The 16299-nt window shown below is 65.3% G+C and carries 16 protein-coding genes; 10 read left to right on the forward strand and 6 right to left on the reverse strand.

The features are described from left to right. Positions 1-2: 2 nt before the first annotated feature. From AC5ZH6_RS23990 to AC5ZH6_RS24010, 5 genes are all read right to left on the reverse strand, one after another. Complete coding sequence (locus AC5ZH6_RS23990) at positions 3-518, reverse strand: aromatic-ring-hydroxylating dioxygenase subunit beta (protein WP_265077039.1); 516 nt, start codon at positions 516-518, stop codon at positions 3-5. Continuing rightward, positions 515-1789 carry an aromatic ring-hydroxylating oxygenase subunit alpha gene (locus AC5ZH6_RS23995; protein WP_265077040.1) on the reverse strand — a complete coding sequence of 425 codons (1275 nt, stop codon included), beginning with the start codon at positions 1787-1789 and terminating at the stop codon, positions 515-517. The genes AC5ZH6_RS23990 and AC5ZH6_RS23995 overlap by 4 nt, the downstream gene beginning before the upstream one ends. A 76-nt stretch (positions 1790-1865) precedes the next feature. After that, positions 1866-2669, reverse strand: coding sequence for an enoyl-CoA hydratase/isomerase family protein (locus AC5ZH6_RS24000; RefSeq protein ID WP_265077041.1), 804 nt, complete (start codon positions 2667-2669; stop codon positions 1866-1868). After that, positions 2666-3484 (reverse strand): enoyl-CoA hydratase/isomerase family protein, encoded by an 819-nt coding sequence (locus tag AC5ZH6_RS24005; RefSeq protein ID WP_265078074.1) that lies wholly within the window; start codon positions 3482-3484, stop codon positions 2666-2668. The genes AC5ZH6_RS24000 and AC5ZH6_RS24005 overlap by 4 nt, the downstream gene beginning before the upstream one ends. 5 nt (positions 3485-3489) lie before the next feature. Next, entirely contained in the window at positions 3490-4248 is a 759-nt protein-coding gene (locus AC5ZH6_RS24010) for an enoyl-CoA hydratase/isomerase family protein (protein WP_265078075.1), read from the reverse strand. 192 nt (positions 4249-4440) lie between these two features. Here AC5ZH6_RS24010 and AC5ZH6_RS24015 point away from each other — a divergent pair, with 192 nt between their 5' ends. The 4 genes from AC5ZH6_RS24015 to AC5ZH6_RS24030 are packed head-to-tail and all read left to right on the forward strand — an operon-like array spanning position 4441 to position 8008. Next, positions 4441-5238, forward strand: a complete 798-nt coding sequence (locus tag AC5ZH6_RS24015) for an SDR family NAD(P)-dependent oxidoreductase (RefSeq protein ID WP_265077042.1) — start codon at positions 4441-4443, stop codon at positions 5236-5238. Continuing rightward, on the forward strand, positions 5235-5840 hold the full coding sequence (locus AC5ZH6_RS24020) for a TetR/AcrR family transcriptional regulator (RefSeq protein WP_240524013.1): 606 nt from the start codon (positions 5235-5237) through the stop codon (positions 5838-5840). Before AC5ZH6_RS24015 ends, AC5ZH6_RS24020 begins: the two co-directional genes overlap by 4 nt. 32 nt (positions 5841-5872) lie before the next feature. Beyond that, positions 5873-6442 (forward strand): TetR/AcrR family transcriptional regulator, encoded by a 570-nt coding sequence (locus tag AC5ZH6_RS24025; RefSeq protein ID WP_094601196.1) that lies wholly within the window; start codon positions 5873-5875, stop codon positions 6440-6442. A 45-nt stretch (positions 6443-6487) separates the two neighbouring features. Next, positions 6488-8008 (forward strand): acyl-CoA carboxylase subunit beta, encoded by a 1521-nt coding sequence (locus AC5ZH6_RS24030; protein ID WP_165776309.1) that lies wholly within the window; start codon positions 6488-6490, stop codon positions 8006-8008. 30 nt (positions 8009-8038) lie between these two features. Here AC5ZH6_RS24030 and AC5ZH6_RS24035 read toward each other — a convergent pair whose 3' ends face one another. Continuing rightward, positions 8039-9115 (reverse strand): spirocyclase AveC family protein, encoded by a 1077-nt coding sequence (locus AC5ZH6_RS24035; protein ID WP_094601198.1) that lies wholly within the window; start codon positions 9113-9115, stop codon positions 8039-8041. 132 nt (positions 9116-9247) lie between these two features. On the opposite strand from AC5ZH6_RS24035, the gene AC5ZH6_RS24040 reads away from it, so the two are divergent. From AC5ZH6_RS24040 to AC5ZH6_RS24065, 6 genes are all read left to right on the forward strand, one after another. After that, on the forward strand, positions 9248-10087 hold the full coding sequence (locus AC5ZH6_RS24040) for a hypothetical protein (protein ID WP_205741435.1): 840 nt from the start codon (positions 9248-9250) through the stop codon (positions 10085-10087). Between the two features lie 198 nt (positions 10088-10285). Then, on the forward strand, positions 10286-11443 hold the full coding sequence (locus AC5ZH6_RS24045) for an acetyl-CoA C-acetyltransferase (protein ID WP_094601199.1): 1158 nt from the start codon (positions 10286-10288) through the stop codon (positions 11441-11443). Then, positions 11440-12591, forward strand: coding sequence for an acyl-CoA dehydrogenase family protein (locus AC5ZH6_RS24050; protein ID WP_094601200.1), 1152 nt, complete (start codon positions 11440-11442; stop codon positions 12589-12591). The genes AC5ZH6_RS24045 and AC5ZH6_RS24050 overlap by 4 nt, the downstream gene beginning before the upstream one ends. A 51-nt stretch (positions 12592-12642) precedes the next feature. Then, the gene (locus tag AC5ZH6_RS24055) at positions 12643-13836 is read left to right on the forward strand and encodes a phosphotransferase (RefSeq protein ID WP_094601201.1); all 1194 of its coding nucleotides are present in this window, start codon (positions 12643-12645) and stop codon (positions 13834-13836) included. Between the two features lie 73 nt (positions 13837-13909). Next, positions 13910-15094, forward strand: coding sequence for a phosphotransferase (locus tag AC5ZH6_RS24060; protein WP_165776310.1), 1185 nt, complete (start codon positions 13910-13912; stop codon positions 15092-15094). A gap of 23 nt (positions 15095-15117) precedes the next feature. Further along, positions 15118-16287, forward strand: coding sequence for an FG-GAP repeat domain-containing protein (locus AC5ZH6_RS24065; protein WP_133092119.1), 1170 nt, complete (start codon positions 15118-15120; stop codon positions 16285-16287). Positions 16288-16299 lie beyond the last annotated feature (12 nt).

Raw genomic sequence — 16299 nt, forward strand, 5'->3', positions numbered from 1 at the left:
TCTCAGATCAGGAAACCCAGAGTGGGAATCGCCTTTTCGTGATCGACCAGGACGACCTTCTTGTACGACAGCCGAAATCCGTCCGGTGAGCGCCTCAGGTGGTAGGTGACCCGGCCGCCCCAGAGTTCGTTGCCACGCTCGCGGGACTCGAAGATGAGCACATTGGCCCCGACCTCGAGGTCGGAGTCGCCGGACGGAGCTGCGATCGTGCCCAGGATCTCCACGTTCGAGATCAACCGTCGCAGGTTCGACGGCGGAGCCTGGGCGTAGCGCTTACCGGTCCGAACCTGCTTCAAGCGTGTGCTGATTCGGTTTCGGTTGTCGAAGATGACCGAGACCATCGTCAACGGATCCCCGTCGGCGTCGGCCGCGGGCACCCAGTAGATCGCATCGTCGGTCCACAGGGCCTCCCAGGCGTCGTAGTCGTTCTCGTCGGCGTACCGTGCCTCGCGATACAGGAACGCCTCGACGTCACGAATATTGACCTCGGGGGTCACCTCGGGTGCGGTCGTCGTCATCGGTTGGCCTCCATCAATGTCTTGTAGTGGGACCAGAAGCCCCGCATGCCGGTCTCATCGGTGGCGGTGCCGATGGTGAACCCGTTGTCGTCGACCGCTTCCCGCACCACCCCGCGCCGCACGTCGAGCCATTCCGGTTCACGCATCTGCACGCCGCGCTGATTGCGTTCGTACATCTCGGTGTCGTCGGCCAGGAGCATGCCCGCCGGACCCACCGAGCCGATCGACTGGGAGATCATGCGTTTGTTCAGTTCCGGCGCGCCGACCAGTTGGACCGCCGTCGAGTACTGCACGCATTCATCGGCCGCAACGGGCTGGATGTTGAACACCTGTATCTCGGCAATGAAGAGATTGGGGAAGATCATCACGTGCGGTGCGCCCTCGACGAGGATGCGCTCGGCGTCCGCCCCATGCGTGGCACGCATCGCGGCGACGTAGTCGGGGACGCGGGACTCGGTCGTCCCGAACCAGCGCATCGGTTCGTTGAACTTGCGGAACTCCGGCCGCAGATCGTTCTCGCTGTGCCCGCCACCGAGGTTGCGCGTGACGGCCGTGGAATTGTCGCTGTAGAGCGCACCGATCGGCGATCCGGTCACCCCGAAGATCGAGCCGTGCACGAATTGCGGGTGATAGCCGTCGGTCTCGTTCTCCGCCAGCAACTTCCAGTTTGCCTTGGTCTTGTGTTGCAGCCAGCCGGCATTCAGGGCGACCTTGCCCTCGGGCGAGAGCCGGGCGAGCCGGTCGATTTCACCTGCGGCGGCGCCGAGGTGCTCGACGAGACTCGGCCCCTCGGCGGCGAAACTCCCGAACACGAAGCCCTGGTAGGAGTCGACCCGGGTCACCGACCCCATCTTCAGGTCCACGGCGTTCTTGCCGCCGTAGCCCTTGTTGTACGGGTAGCCGAGCAGTTCACCGCTGTTGCGGTAGGTCCATCCGTGGTAGGGGCAGCGAAATGAGCTGGAATTGCCCTGCGCGTCGTCGCAGACGAGGTTGGCGCGATGCGCACAGCGGTTGAGCAGCAGATGGATCTGTCCGTCACGGTCCCGGGTCATGATCACGTCTTGTCGGCCGAGCTTCTTGCGGACGTAGTCGTTGGGTTCGGGGACCTCACTCTCGTGACCGACGAAAACCCAGGTGGTGTACCAGATTTTCTCCAACTCACGCGCGAAGATCTCGGGATCGGAGTACAGCGAACCGTGTACACGGGTCGGCTGGATGAGAGCGTCGAGACGCTGCTCGAAGGTCCAATCGGGTGGCAACGTGGTGGTCATCGTCGATGTCCTCTCGTGTCGCAGAGGTTCTGCGTGATGGGCCGGGAGTGGATGAGGTGTCGGGGTCGATGAAGGTTCATCGACCGCGGAAGTTCGGTGGTCGTCGTTCGCCGAAGGCTGCGACGCCCTCGGCGAAATCGTCGCTGTCCCAGAGTCTGACCTGATGCTCGACCTCGTCGTCGAGATTCCGGTAGCGGTCCTTGGGCCATTCGTTGAGTTGGGATTTGATGGCCGCGAGCGCAAGGGGAGGCCCTTGCGCCAGTCGGCCGGCGTCGGCGAGCGCTTCGGCCAACGCCTGCCCAGGCCCGCACACCGAGTCGACGAGTCCCATCTCCAGCGCCTCGTTGCCGGTGATCCGACGGGGAAGCATCAGCAGTTGCCTGGCCGTCGGAACACCCACCCGGGCAGGGAGACTCGCGAAGATTCCCATGTCCCCGGCCAGGCCGACGCCGGTGAATGTCGTGCCGAAGAGTGCGTCGGAGGCCGCGATGACCCGATCACAGGCGATGGCCAAGGCGGTGCCCGCTCCGAACGCGGGGCCCTCCACCGCGGCCAGAACCGGCTTGGGGCCACTCCAGATGGCACGGATCACCCGCTGAGCCGCCTCGGCGCGCGGGCGGGTCTGTGACTCCGGTTGCCTGCTCATGGTGGAGATGTCTCCGCCCGAGCAGAACGCTCCCCCGGCGCCGGTCAGGACCACCACGCGCACCGAATCGTCGGTCATCGCGGTTTTGATGGCCTCCGCGAGGGCGTACCTCAGGGGCAGGTCGATCGCGTTGCGGCGCTCGGGACGGTTAAGGGTGATCACGCGCGCGGTGTCCTCGTCGGTGACGAGCACAGGCGATTCGCTCCCGCTCGCGGTCCGTGTCGACTCGCTCATCGTCCGGTGAACCTCGGTGCGCGGCGCTCGATGACGGCTGCCAGACCCTCGCGGGAATCGGCGGTGCCCGACAGTTCGGAAACCGTCCTGGCCTCGTCGGGCAGTTGCGCGGCGACGGTGGCACCCACACCGTCCCATACCAGGCGTTTGGTCTCCGACAGTGCTCGCGGTGCGGCGGCGGCCAACTCGTCCGCGAGATCGTCGACGGCGGCATCGAGCTCCGCGTCCGGCACGACCCGAGAGACGATGCCGAGTTCCTTGGCCTCCGCCGCACTGAGGGTGGGATTGGTGAGCAAGATGTCCATGGCCCGTCGTAAGCCCACCAGTTGGGTGAGGGTCACCGTGGTCCCGCCGTCTGGCGCCATTCCCACCCGGACTGCTCCGGAGAAGAGTTTCGCGGATTCGGCCGCTATGACGATGTCGGAGGCACAGGTGAGTCCGAATCCTCCCCCGCCTGCCGCGAATCCCTGGATCTTGGCGATCACCGGCGCTTTCAATGCAATCAAGGCCGCGGTGGCCAACTGCAGCCAGGCCGTGGCCTCGCGAAGATAATCCGGCAACGACTCCCCCTTGGCGGCAAAGGTTTTCACGTCGCCGCCGGCGCAGAAATTGCGTCCCTCGCCGGAAAGGACCACGACCCGCACCTCCGGATCCGCATGCGCGGCAAGGATGGCCTCGTGCAGTGCACGGAGCAGCTCGACGTTCATGCCGTTGGCCGCCTCGGGTCGGTTCAGCCGGATTCGCGCGATACCGTCGGCGACGGCGTAGAGCACGGGCGCCGTCGTCTGGGTTGCGGCGATCCCGGCGTCGGGGATCGTGGTCACGAACGTCCTCCTCGTCCCGCGAACCGTTGCGCACCACGTGCTCCGGTCCCGGCGATGATGTGATCGACAACTGCATCGGTCTCGGCTGCCAGCCCCTCGGCCAGTGAACCCGTCAGACCGGAACGGACCAGCTGCTTTATCCGGCCGACGGCGACCGGATCGAATCCTGCGATTCGGCTTGCGAATTGTTCGGTGCGATCCGCGAATTCGTGGTCGGCGTACATCTCGTAGGCCAGTCCCCACGCGACTGCCTGTGCCCCGTCGATCCGATCGCCGCTGAGCATGTGGCCGAGTGCGCGCTGCGTGCCGACCAGGCGGGGCAGGCGTTGGGAGCCACCGCCGCCGGGGATCATCCCGAATCGGATGTGATTGTCCGAGATCCTGGCCGAGTCGCTGACGAGGACGATGTCCGATGCCTGCAAGAGCTCGAATCCGCCGGCCATGGCGTCGCCGGCAACCGCGGCGATGACCGGCACCGGGACGTCCCCGATCGCGGCACAGGCCGCACCGAACTCGTCGAACAGGCCTCGCAATGCGTCGGCGCCCCGCGCGCTGAGCGCGGTGACCTCATCGAAATCGCCTCCGCTGCAGAAATGTCCGCCCGCACCGGAGAGCACGATGACCCGCACGTCGGGCCGGTGGCCCACATCGGCGATCGCCCGGCGAAGACCCACCGCGAGGGCCGTGGTGACCGCGTTGTGTTGATGAGGACGATTGAGGATGATGCGCGCGACTGCGCCATCGACCTCGGCCAGTACCGGCGCGTCATGGGCGACCTCGCCTGGACCGTGTCCCCCGGATCCGTGCCCGTTGAACGTTTTCACCGGCACCCCTTTCCAAAAGCTTGAATCGAATCTAAATTAAAGAACCATCCGAGTCAATCGTCACCGACGCCGAATCCTCGCGAACACCACCGGGGAACGCGCTCGAGAAAGGACAGATGCCGCATGAATCTCGGTCTCGCAGGAGCGCGGGTGCTGGTCACCGGAGGGGCGTCGAACATCGGTCGTGGCATCGTCCACGGTTTCGCCGCCGAGGGTGCCCGGATCATGGTCGCCGACATCGACGGCCCACAGGCCGAGAAGGTCGCCGAGGAGTCGGAGCGCCTCGGCGCCGAAGCGGTTCTGACGAGCGTGGGCGACCTCACCGAGCCGCAGGTGCCCGAGCGCATCGTGTCGGAGATGACCGCGGCCTGGGGTGGTGTCGATTGCTTGGTGAACAACGCGGGATGGAGTGTTCCCTGTTTCCTTGCCGAGGACACCGACCGGACCCGATGGCAACGTCTCGTCGAGGTCAATGTGTTCGCGTCGGTGGCCACCACCCAGGCCGTTCTGTCTTCCATGGTCGATTCCGGTGTCGGATCGATCGTGTTCGTCGCAAGCGATGCCGCCTTCGGCCAGATCCGCCAAGCGGTGTACGGCGCCACCAAGGCGGCGGTGGTCGCGCTTGCGCGGACCACCGCCAAAGAATTCGGCCGCAAGGGAATTCGCAGCAACATCGTGTGCCCCGGACTGGTGATACCGGACGGCCCCGAGGCGGTCGGCGCGCAGAGTCTCTGGTCGGGCGGCGACGACGCCGTGTTCGACGACAAGCAGACCGAGTTCATGGTCAAGGGCACGCCTCTTCGGCGCCTGACGACCGCCGCGGACGTTGCCAAGTCGGTGGTGTGGTTGTCCTCCGATGCCGCGGCCAGACAGATCACCGGGCAGATGTTCTCGGTGTCCGGCGGATACACGATGCCGTGAACACCCGGGACCGAATCCTGCACGCTGCGGCGCGGGTACTCAGCGAACGCGGCTACGCCGCGAGCAGACTCAGCGACATCGCCGATCTCGCCGGCCTACGTACCCCCGGCATGTATCACTACTTCGCCTCACGCGACGACCTGGTGCTGGAGGTGATGCGCGCCGGACAACAGCGAGTCTGGACGCATGTGCGCGAGGCCCTCGACGCCTGCGCCGACCAGTCTGCCGCGGCGCGACTGCTGGTCGCGGTGGAGGCTCATCTACGCATCGAACTCGAACTCTCCGACTTCGCGACCGCAGTGACCCGCAATCTCGGTCATGTTCCTCCGGCTATGCGCAAGGAGTTGAGCGTGGACAGCGACGCCTACCACGACATGTGGCGTGGCCTGCTCACCGACGCGGAGAGCGAAGGACTACTCGAGCCGGGGCTGGACCTCGGGGTCGCACGAATGATGATCATCGGCGCCCTGAACTGGACCCCGGAATGGTGGCATCGCGACGGGTCGACGATCGACGTCGTCGTGTCGACCGCCCAGGCGATGATCACGCGAGGACTATTCGGCGAAATCGACAGCGCCGTCGGGAGCAGCCGTGCCAACTGACCACCGGACCGGTACGCGGTTACCGTGGGGCCATGGCACCCACGGCGTCACGCGAAACCTACTTCGAGACCGGACTCGCCGTCCTGTCGTCCGCGGGATACGGCGCGCTGAAGCTTTCGGAGGTATGCCGGCGACTCGGGGTGACGACGGGATCCTTCTATCACTTCTTCCGGAACTGGGCCGACTACACCGACCAACTGCTGGAATTCTGGTTCGACTCCCACACCCGGGTCGAGGTGGCGGAGGTGCTCGCACAACCCGATCCTGCTACGCGTCTCGACAGCCTGCTCGCTTACGGCTTGTCCCTGCCGTACGGCGCGGAGGGAGCCATCCGCATCTGGGGAGCGATCGACCCGAAGGTGCATGCCGTCGTGTCTGCCGTCGACAATCGCAGATACCAACTGGTCCACGACGTCGTGAGCCCCATCCTCGGGGACGAATCCGCACATCGGTATGCAAGCTGGGCTGTCTTCTTGATGACGGGGTACGAGCAGACCACGCTGACTCGCGACGTGGCCGTCCTGGAGTGGGCGGCCCAACAGTTGCTCGAGTCGCTTCGTCGCGAGGCGGCCATCGCGACGGGAGCCACCCGCAGGCGCTGACATCGCAGAACCGGGTGGCCGGTTTGACCGTAGGTGAGGTCCCCGGTGTCTGACCGCATTCGCGCCGCACACGCGGCAACCCGCGACGCCGCACGATCAAAGGCGGTCGGCCGACAGCACGATCGGGGCAAGCTGACAGCCCGGGAGCGCATCGAGATCCTCACGGGCGGTGCGACTTTCGTGGAGTTCGGTGCGCTGGCAACCCCCGGCGACCAGTCCCGGGCCGTCGACGCACCAGGTGACGGGGTCGTCACCGGGATAGGCCGTATCGACGGGCGGCCGGCCGCGATCGTGGCGTTCGATTTCACCGTGCTCGGCGGCAGCAACGGCGAGGTGGGCATGAGCAAGATCGAGCGCTGTGCCGCCCGTGCCCTGCAGGATCGAATCCCCTTGGTCCTGCTGTGCGACGGTGGCGGCCATCGTATCCAGGAAGGCCTCGATTCCCGGTCGGCCGCGCTCGGCTCCCCGATGCTGGCCCGACTCATCGACCTGTCCGGGTTGGTACCCACCGTCGCGGCGATGATGGGCCCCGGGTTCGGGCTGGCGACAAACCTGGCCGCGCTGTGCGATCTCGTCGTGGTGGTCCGCGGTACCGGAACGATCGGCATGTCGTCGGCGCCCTTCGTACGTGCGGGCACAGGAGAGGACCTGACCAACGAGGAGATCGGCGGCGGCGACGTCCAGGCCGAGCGTGGTGTCGTCGACATCGCCGCCGACGATGAGCACGAGGCACTCGACGCCATCCGCGCCTACCTGGGTTACCTCCCCGCGCACGCCGACGGACCGGCACCGCGCGTATCGATGCCGCAGCAGGCCGTCGTCGATCTCGATTCGATCATCCCCGACTCCCCCCGACGCGCCTACGACATACTCGACGTCGTCGAAGGCCTGGTAGATCGCGACAGCGTCCTCGAGATCCGGCCGACCGCAGCACCGAACATCGTGACATGCCTGACCCGCATCGACGGTCACCCGATCGGGGTGATCGGCAATCAGCCCCGACATCTGGGCGGCGCACTGGACTCCGCAGCCTGTGAGAAGGCGGCACATCTCGCCGCGGTCTGCGACGCCTTCGGCCTGCCACTGCTGATCCTGATCGATCTGCCCGGGTTCCTCATCGGCAGCGCCGCGGAATCGACGCAACTGGCCCGCCGCAGCGGACGCCTGATGTTCGAGCTCGGCCGTGCCACCGTGCCCCGTTTCACCATCGTGGTCCGCAAGGGTTACGGCGCCGCCTACATCGCGATGGGCGGCGGCCGCAGCATCGATGCCGATCTGTCGCTGGCCTGGCCGACCGCCGAAATCTGCGCGATGCCCATCGAGGGAGCGGTCGACATCGCCTTCGGACGCGAGATCGCCGCCGCACCGGACCCGCACTCGCGTCGGGAAGAACTCGTCGAAGGTTTCCGGGCGAATGTCCACCCAGTGCGCGCCGCATCGGGATTCGGTATCGACGACGTCGTCGCGCCGTCGGCGACCAGAGAACTACTGATCGAGTCGCTGTCGCGGTGCCGCAGGCACGCGGATCGGGTACCGGGGAAACGGCGCACCATTTCCCCGATCTGACCTGCCCGTACCCGATCCGGCCGCCTGGACTCAGCCCGGCATCAGGTAGCTGGGCAGATCGGCGTGTGAGGTGCCGATGAGCCCGAGCCAATTGAACGGCAGGTGGTAGACGAACACCAGGGTCACCATGCAGAACCCGAGGACCGCGAAGTTACGCACCCAGCCCCGCAGAGCCGGACGCCAGTGCACGAGACCGGATTCGATCGGCGACAGCCCGTCGGGATGATCCTCGGCCTCCATTCGCATCCAGGTGAACACACAACCGACCGCGGCGACAAGGATGGATTCGTAGATCGGGAACTGATGGACCGATCCCGACCACAGTGTCAGCGGCTCATAGGTTTTGGCGAACGCGTAGGCGTGCGTGGTGCGAATGACGGTGTTCTCGACGATGAAGTCGAACAAGAACTCGGCGACGAAGATGCCGACGAAGAGGGTCACCTTGCTGATGTCGGGCCACCGACGACGCACCTTCTTGGCGTGGTGGCAGGCGACGATGGCCACGCCCGCGCAGAAGTAGACGTACATCGGCGGGCCCCAGATGAGCGACTCCGCATAGCGACTCGGCGCATCGGGATTGTGGAACGGCAGAAAGCGCACCCAGACACCCATGTTGACGTTGGCACTGTTCCACGCGAACAGGTACTGCTGCACGTTGAGGAACGCATCGGCGACGAAACAGATCAACCCGCCGATCACGAATCTGCCGTCGAGGCTGAGCTTGCCCGTCTTCCGAATCGGCTGCACGACACTGAACCAGAGGAACAGCGCGAGCACGATCAGGCTGATCACCTCGAAGACACGCAACGCGATCATGCGCCAGTCAGCCATCTCATCCGGGCCGATCCGGGGGGCCGGCCGGAATTCCTCACTCGAGGACACCCATCGGGCGACGGTCACCACGCACACCGCGAACCACACGAAGCCGACGGCCGCGAGAATCGTGGTGGACCCACGCCGGGTCAGTGGTTTGACGTCGGCAGCCCCCAGCCGTGCATTCGGCTCGCTCGCTGTCGCCCCGGGCGCCGATTGGCCACCGTCATGCGGCGTTCGCCTCACCGTCGGTTCGGCTCCGGGCACCTTCGCTGCGGTGCGGACTGTTGCCATAAGACCAACCTCTCCTTCTCCCTGTGGGCCGCGACGAGGGCAGTGTGCGGCATCGTGTGTTCCAGAGCACAGTAACCCAACTTATGGTAGATTTCGAATGCCCATTAAATTTCACATCGGGGAGTCCCCACCATGAACGTCACCCCCGGCATCAGCGAACTCCATGCCGCAGTGAGTCCCACCGGACAGTGGATCGCGACGATCCTCACCTACGCACTGGCCCTGGCCGCACTCGCATACGTGATACGAATCTGTGTGCGCGAGCGGATCATCTGGCCGTTCCTCCTGCTGGCCTCGGGTGGTCTGGCGTGCTTGATGGAGCCCCTGTTCGACCATCTCTACGGGCTTGTGTTCTACCGCGACGGCCAGTGGCACCTGTACACGACCTTCGGCAGCGCACAACCGATCTGGGTCCCGGCGGCCTATATCGCCTTCTACGGCGGGGCGTCGGTGATCATCGCGCGCACGCTCGCGCGCAGGCCGTCGATGCGCACCGTGTGGACGATGTACGCGTCGATCGCCGCGATGGCCCTGATCGCCGAGGTCACCTACATCAGCGTTCTGAGCGTCTACGGCTACCCCGATGAGCAACCGTTCAAGGTTCTCGGGTATCCGCTGTTCCTGGCCTTCACCAACGCCATGTCGGCAGTCGTCAGCGGAATCATCGCGTACCGCCTCGTCCCGCTCCTGTCCGGCGTCGGTCAGGCCTACCTCATCCCACTGGTACCCACCGGTTTCGCGGCCGGACTGTTCGGCGGCGGCATTCTCTACCTCTCGGTCCGGCATTCGGGCGACAGCCCGCCGATGGTCGCCCTCGCGCTGGCCGCGCTCACCGTCGTCGGCGCGATCGCGTGGACCATCGGAGTCCTGGGCACACATCTGGTGGCCGGTCAGCTGCCACGAGATCCGTCCCTGCGGCCGGCTCCTGCACCGGTCGCAGGCGGTGGCCGCTCCCGACAACCGATCTCGTGACCGCGGTGCGGCGAATCCCCCGCAGCCGACGAGGACGGTGACGTGGCCCGGACAACCGAATTCGACCTCCAGCGGTCGGAGTCGGTCCCTCAATTCGATTCTATGTTAAATTCGATTCGTGGGACGGTTGCATCCGTCCACCCCCTAACGCCGACCGGCACGTCCCGTCGAGCAGTTGTCCAACCCGAGGAGTAAGAGATGCCCGAGGCCTATATCGTCGACGCGGCGCGCACCGCTGTCGGCAAGCGCGGCGGAGGATTCGCCGATGCGCACCCGGCGGACATGGCTGCACATGTGATCAAGACACTGGTCGGCCGCCACGATGTCGATCCCGCCGCGATCGACGACGTGATCCTCGGTTGCCTGGACAACCTGGGCTCCCAAGCCGGCGACATCGCCCGCACCTCCGCTCTCGCCGCAGGGCTTCCGGAATCGGTCCCGGGGGTGACGATCGACCGCCAATGCGGATCAGCGCAACAGGCAGTACATTTCGCAGCCCAGGGCGTGATGAGCGGCACCAGTGACCTCATCGTCGCCGGCGGGGTACAGAAAATGAGTCAGTACCCGATCCTGTGTGCGTTCGGTGCAGGCGAGCCATTCGGTTCGGCCGATCCGTGGACCGACTGCACCGGCTGGGAAGCCCGCTACGGTACGCAGGAGATCTCGCAATTCCGCGCCGCCGAGATGATCGCCGATCGGTGGAACATCAGCCGCGCACAGTGCGAGGAGTTCGCGCTGCGCAGCCACGCGCGCGCAGTCGCAGCCATCGACGCACACCATTTCGACACCGAGATCGTTCCCATGATGGGTGTGACCGTCGACGAGGGGCCGCGTCGCGACACCAGCGCCGAGAAGCTGGCCGGGCTCAAAACCCTCAGTGAGGGGGGCAAGGTCACCGCAGGTGTGGCCAGCCAGATCTCGGATGCGGCCGCAGCGCTGCTGATCGCGTCCGAGGACGCGGTACGCCGCTTCGGATTCACCCCCCGCGCACGCATCCATCACCTCTCGGTACGCGGCGCCGATCCGGTAATGATGTTGACCGCACCCATCCCGGCAACGCAGCATGCGTTGAAGCGCACCGGTCTGAGCATCGACGACATCGACACATTCGAGGTCAACGAAGCCTTCGCCCCGGTCGTACTCGCCTGGCTCGCCGACACCGGAGCCGACCCGGCCAAGGTCAATCCCAACGGTGGTGCAATCGCGCTCGGCCACCCCATCGGATGTACCGGTGCACGGCTGATGACCTCGATACTGCACGAACTCGAGCGCACCGGAGGGCGATACGGACTGCAGACCATGTGCGAGGGCGGCGGTCAGGCCAACGTCACCATCATCGAGCGGCTCGACTCATGAAGCGCACGCTGTACAACGCCGACCACGAGGCCTACCGCGAGACCGTACGCGAGTTCCTACGGCGCGAGGTGGAACCCTTCAAGGACCAATGGGACGCCGATCGGTGGATAGACCCCACGGTCTTCGCCCGAGCCGCCAAAGCCGGCATCTATGCCCTCCAGATCCCCGAACAGTACGGTGGGGCAGAGGAATCGGACTACCGGTACCGCATGATCGTGTGTGAGGAATGCGCACGCATCAATGCACTGTCCTTCAACACCACCGTCAGTCTCCAGGACGACCTCGTCCTGCATTATCTGCTCGATCTCACCAACGACGAGCAACGATCACGCTGGCTTCCCGGCTTCGCCACCGGCGATCTGATCGGCGCACTGGCGATGACCGAACCCGGCGCGGGCAGCGACCTCCGCGGCATCCGGACCACCGCGGAGCTCTCCGGCGATCACTGGATTCTCAACGGGCAGAAGACCTTTATCTCCAGCGGCATCATGGCCGACCTTGTGGTCGTCGCCGCACAGACCGACCCGGCTGCGGGGTCACGGGGTTTCAGCCTGTTCGTCGTGGAGCGCGATACCCCCGGATTCGAGCGCGGACGCAAACTCGACAAGATCGGCCTGCCCGCTCAGGACACCGCCGAGCTCTTCTTCGATGATGCACGGGTACCGGCCGCCAATCTGTTGGGCGAAGCGGGCAAGGGTCTGCATTACCTGATGAGTCATCTCCCTCGCGAGCGACTCGGTGTGACGGCCAAGGCATTCGCGGTGACCCGGGCGATTCATCAGAAGACGGTCCGATACTGCCGGGATCGCAAGGCCTTCGGCGGGTCACTGACCGATCTGCAGCACGTTCGCTTCGAACTCGCGGAGATGAAGACCGAGATCGACATCGCGGAGGCGTACGTCGACAAGTCGGTGCATGCCTACAACGCCGGCGAACTGACGCCCGTCGATGCCGCCGAGGGCAAGTGGTACGTCAGCGAACTTCAGAAAAGGGTCATCGACCGCTGCCTGCAACTCCACGGCGGGTACGGGTACATGGCCGAATACGATGTCGGCCGAGCCTATGTCGACACTCGCGTGCAGACCATCTACGGGGGCACCACCGAGATCATGAAAGAGATCATCGGTCGTGACCTCGTCGCGGAGTGACGACCAAGCCCGGTGCACAAGGGCGCGGATGACCGGGCAGGAGCCCCAACCATGAAACAGCAACTGGACATGCTCGGTTCTGTGGCGCGCGTGTCCGTGGCACGCGCGACAGAGCGGGTCACGGGGCTCAAACCGGTGATCGGGCCCCACGAGGTGCCCGCGTCGGTGGACCAACTGACCCCGGAATGGCTCGGCGCCACGGTCGGACGCGCAGTGCCCGGCGCACGGGTGACCGCCATGGCGCTCGGAGACGGCTCGGACGGAACCAGCTCACGTCGAGCGATCTCCGTCGAATGGAACGCCGCCGGATCGACGGCCGGGCTGCCCACCGCGCTCTACACCAAATCGACTCCGTCACTACTCAATCGACTACTCGTCGGTATCACCGGCGCAGCGGGGGCCGAGGCACTCTTCTACACCAGAATCCGCCCGACGCTCGACATCGGTGCTCCCGAGGGATATCACGGTGCGTGGGACCCGAAGACCTGCCGTTCGATGGTCGTCACCGAGAACATCGCCACGTCTCGCGGGGCCACCTTCGCCGACGCCTCTCAGATCTACATCGACCGTCCGTCCGCGGAGTCGATGGTCGCCGAGCTGGCGCGCTACCACGGACAACTCTGGGACGATCCCCGACTCACCGGCGAGTGGGATCTGATGCCTGCCGACCAATGGCAGCGATCATTCAACGCGCGCATCGGTTTCGATCGGGGAGCCACTTTCGCCATGCGATTCCTCGACGAGGAGATTCCGGTTGCGTTGCAGTCGAAGAAGAAGGACATCCGACGCGGCCTCATGCAGTCGGTCACCTACGATGTCAGCGGGCCGATGACACTGCTGCACCAGGATGTCCATCCGGGCAACTGGTTCCGCCTGCCCGACGGTTCGCTCAACCTCTACGACTGGCAGGGAATCGGTTGTGGCGGATGGGCACTGGATGTCAGCTATGCACTGAGTACCGCACTCACCACCGAGGACCGCCGCGAATGGGAACGCGACCTCCTCGCCCTGTACCTCGAGCGTCTGGCCGCCGAAGGCGGGAAGCCACCCACCGAGGGGGAAGCGTTCCTCGCGTACCGACAGCAGATGTTCCGCGGCTTCATCTACTGGACCTACACCCACCTGGTCGGGAAGTTCTCCGAACTCCAACCCGATGCGCACGTCCGCACCCTGGTCCAGCGCACCGGACAGGCCCTCGTCGACCTCGAGTCCCTCGACAGCCTCGACCGACCCCCACGATGGTGACGATCGCTTCCGGCGTTGCGCCCGAACGTGATTCGACCCGTCACACCATCAATGATCGGACACCCTCATGTCAGTGAGTTCCACGGCGTCGTTGGCACACCAGGTGGCACGTGTCGCAGGGCACCGCATTGCCGAATCGGTGCGGCCCGGTCGGCTCGCCGCGCCGGGTACGGTACCGATCGGCATCGACAACATCACCACGGACTGGTTGACCTCGGCGTTGTGCTCGTCGACTCCCGGCGCACAGGTCCGCGGATTCACCGTGTCAGAGGGGTCAGCGGGAACCAGTGCCCGCCATCCCGTCACAGTGGAGTACAACAGCGTCGGTGCCGACGCCGGGCTCCCCACCGAATTGTTCACCAAGACCACGCCCGACATGAAGACAAGGCTGTTCACCGGTCTATCCGATCTCTTCGTCGGAGAATGCAACTTCTACAACCTGATCCGACCTCGCCTGACCATGGAGGCACCATTCGGATACCACTGTGATTACGATCGCGGGTCGTGCCGGTCCATCGTCGTCATGGAAGACATCGCCCGCACTCGCGGGGCACAGTTCGGTTCTCCGCAGACCCTGCACATCGACAGGTCCCGCGCGTTGGACATGGCCTCCACGATGGCGTCCTACCACTCGGCCTTCTGGGATCTGGACCTGGACTCCGAGTTCAATTGGCTCCGAACCAGTTCCGAGTGGCAACGGCATCTCGATTCGATCATCAACACCGAGGCAATGGTGCGGCGCGGGATCAAGCGAGCACATGACGTGCTCCCCCGGCACCTGCTACGTCGAGCAGACACCATCTGGCCGGCCTTCGTCACGTCACTGGACCTGAAGGTACGCGGCCCAGTCACCCTGCTCCACCACGACGTCCACTCGAAGAACTGGTATGTCAATGCAGAGGGAAAGATGGGTCTGTTCGATTGGCAGACCATCGCCGCCGGAACGTGGGCGATCGACTTCTCCTACGCCATCAACTGCGGCCTCGCCATCGATGATCGACGCGAGTGGCTCCCGGAGATCCTGGATCACTACCTCGACTCGTTGAGCGGGGTCTCGCGCGCACCCGCCCCGGCCGAGGCCCGACTGCTCTACCGCCAGCAGTCCATTCACGGTCTCATCTTCTGGCTCGCGACCATCGGCGCCGGACGATTCCAGCCCGATCTACACGACGAGAAGGACTGTCTGATCAACATCGAACGCCTGGCGAGCGCAGTCGACGACGAAGACACCCTCGATGCACTCCTGAATCTCCAGTGAAACCCACCCGAACGGAGCCGACCATGCGGCACACATCATTCCGGTCCCGCAAAGCACTCGGCGCAGCCTGTGCAGCGCTCCTGACGTGCCTCGCGCCGGGTGCATTCGTCGGCGGTCCCGCCCGCGCGGACACCCCGGTCAACTTCGAAGGGCCGGCCGTCCCGGCGACCGCCGACCTGAACCACGATGGGATGCCGGACGTCGTGTTCAGCAACTTCGCACTCGGCAACGGGATCTCGGTCTTCCTCGGCCAACCGGGCGGTGGATTCCGGCCTGCGGTTCACTACCACACCGGCGGACAGGCCGACTACGTGGCCATCGCCGATCTCAACCATGACGGGGTCCCGGATCTCGCGGTCACCAACTTCACCCCCAGCACCGTATCGATCCTGATCGGCCGCGGCGACGGTACCTTTGAGCCCGCCGTCGATTATCCGACGGGGCCCGCACCCGGGGCGGTGGTCGCCACCGACCTGAACCACGACGGGAACCTCGATCTGACGACCTCCAACCAGAGCCCCTTGCTCTCTGTTCTGCTCGGTCACGGCGATGGAACCTTTGGCGCCACCCGAACCGTGTCAACGGAGCTGGGGACCGGATCAGGTTCGCTCGATGCCGCCGATTTCGACGGTGACGGCAATGTCGATCTACTCCGCGGCAACTACGTCAACAGCACGATCCAGGTATACCGAGGACTCGGCAATGGCGGCTTCCAGCGCCCGATGACGCTCACGCAGGGGGGACTCACCGCCTGGTACGGACTTGCCCGCGATGTCAACGGCGATCACCGGCCGGACATCGTCTTCTCCAACCTCGTCGCGAATACGGTCTCGATTCGCTTCAATCAGGGCGGCATGAGATTCTCTGCGCCGCAGGTGTACCCGACCGGCGGAGTCCTGCCACAGTGTTTCGACTTCGGCGATGTCAATGGAGACGGCATCGCCGACCTGGTGGTCGCCGACGCCGGTACATCGAGTTTCAGCGTGCTACTCGGGACCGGTGGCGGGCGGTTCGGTCCGCCGCATGTCCACTCGACCGGTGGTGCGTTCCCGCTGTCCACTCCGCTGCTCGGTGACTTCAACGCCGACCACAAGCTCGACGTCGTCATCGGCAACACCGCGACTGGCAATGTCGTCCTGCGCTACGGCGACGGCGCCGGGGGATTCGGACCGGCGCTCGATTACCCGGCGTGATCCCCCGGCCCC

Source organism: Gordonia sp. YC-XJ4 (genome assembly GCF_059511865.1).